The organism is Falsiporphyromonas endometrii (assembly GCF_042654485.1).
In the GTDB taxonomy this organism is placed as follows: Bacteria; Bacteroidota; Bacteroidia; order Bacteroidales; family Porphyromonadaceae; genus Porphyromonas; species Porphyromonas endometrii.
Genome location: NZ_JBHSGO010000027.1, coordinates 1 through 1,089 on the forward strand (window position 1 = coordinate 1; position 1,089 = coordinate 1,089).

Below are 1,089 nucleotides of genomic sequence, written 5' to 3' on the forward strand. Positions count from 1 at the left end.
CGCTTGTAGGCAGACGGGTTCAGGTTCTATTGCACTCCTCTCGTCGAGGTTCTTTTCACCTTTCCCTCACGGTACTTGTTCACTATCGGTCTCTCGGTCATATTTAGCCTTACGGGATGGGCCCCGCCAATTCACGCAGAATTTCTCGTGCTCCGCGCTACTCAGGTGCCGGATAGATCCGTCGTCTTTTTCGAGTACGGGACTTTCACCCCCTACGGTCCAAGTTTCCACTACGGTTCCTCTAAAAACTCCTTCTCACCTCTCCGGTCCTATTACCCCGCCTCGTGCCGAAACACCGACGGTTTGGGCTAATCCCCGTTCGCTCGCCGCTACTGGGGGAATCACTGTTGTTTTCTTTTCCTGTGGGTACTGAGATGTTTCAGTTCCCCACGTTCGCCCGAGTCTTAAATCTCGTGACAGGTCCGAAACCTGCCGGGTTGCCCCATTCGGATATCTGCGGATCAATTCGTATGTGCCAATCCCCGCAGCTTTTCGCAGCTTATCACGTCCTTCTTCGCTTCCGAGAGCCAAGGCATCCACCGTCTGCCCTTATGGAATTTATCCATCTTTGCATGCCGCATTTTCGCGGCTTAGTTGATATCTATTGCTCTATTATATTCTATTGCTTCTTGATTCGTAAAATAAGTCAAAGATCGCTTCCGCTTCTTATGGCGGATCGTGGAGAATATCGGATTCGAACCGATGACCCCCTGCTTGCAAAGCAGGTGCTCTAGCCAGCTGAGCTAATCCCCCGTATATCTGTTCCTTTCAAGTAGTCCCAGGCAGAGTTGAACTGCCGACCTCTACATTATCAGTGTAGCGCTCTAACCAACTGAGCTATAGGACTGGCAGGGTCTCGCCTTTTCCTTTCTACTCTCCGTCAACGGAGGCGGCCTTCCCCTTCTTCTATATAAGGATCATAAGAAACAAAAGTGCAGCGTCAAATACTACACGCCGTAATGTTTTACCATAACAAACTCCAGAAAGGAGGTGTTCCAGCCGCACCTTCCGGTACGGCTACCTTGTTACGACTTAGCCCCAGTCACCGGTATTACCCTAGTACGCCCCTCGCGGTTACGTGCTTCAGGT

General features: G+C 51.1%; 2 tRNA genes and 2 rRNA genes. All 4 read right to left on the bottom strand.

Features of this window, described 5'->3' with window-relative positions:
- Nucleotides 1–563: ribosomal RNA gene (locus ACFO3G_RS01405) — 23S ribosomal RNA — on the bottom strand; the annotation flags it as partial.
- A 116-nt stretch (nt 564–679) separates the two neighbouring features.
- A tRNA-Ala gene (locus ACFO3G_RS01410) sits at nt 680–753 on the bottom strand.
- A 20-nt stretch (nt 754–773) separates the two neighbouring features.
- Nucleotides 774–847 (bottom strand) — tRNA-Ile (locus ACFO3G_RS01415).
- A gap of 136 nt (nt 848–983) precedes the next feature.
- A 16S ribosomal RNA gene (locus tag ACFO3G_RS01420) occupies nt 984–1,089 on the bottom strand; the annotation flags it as partial.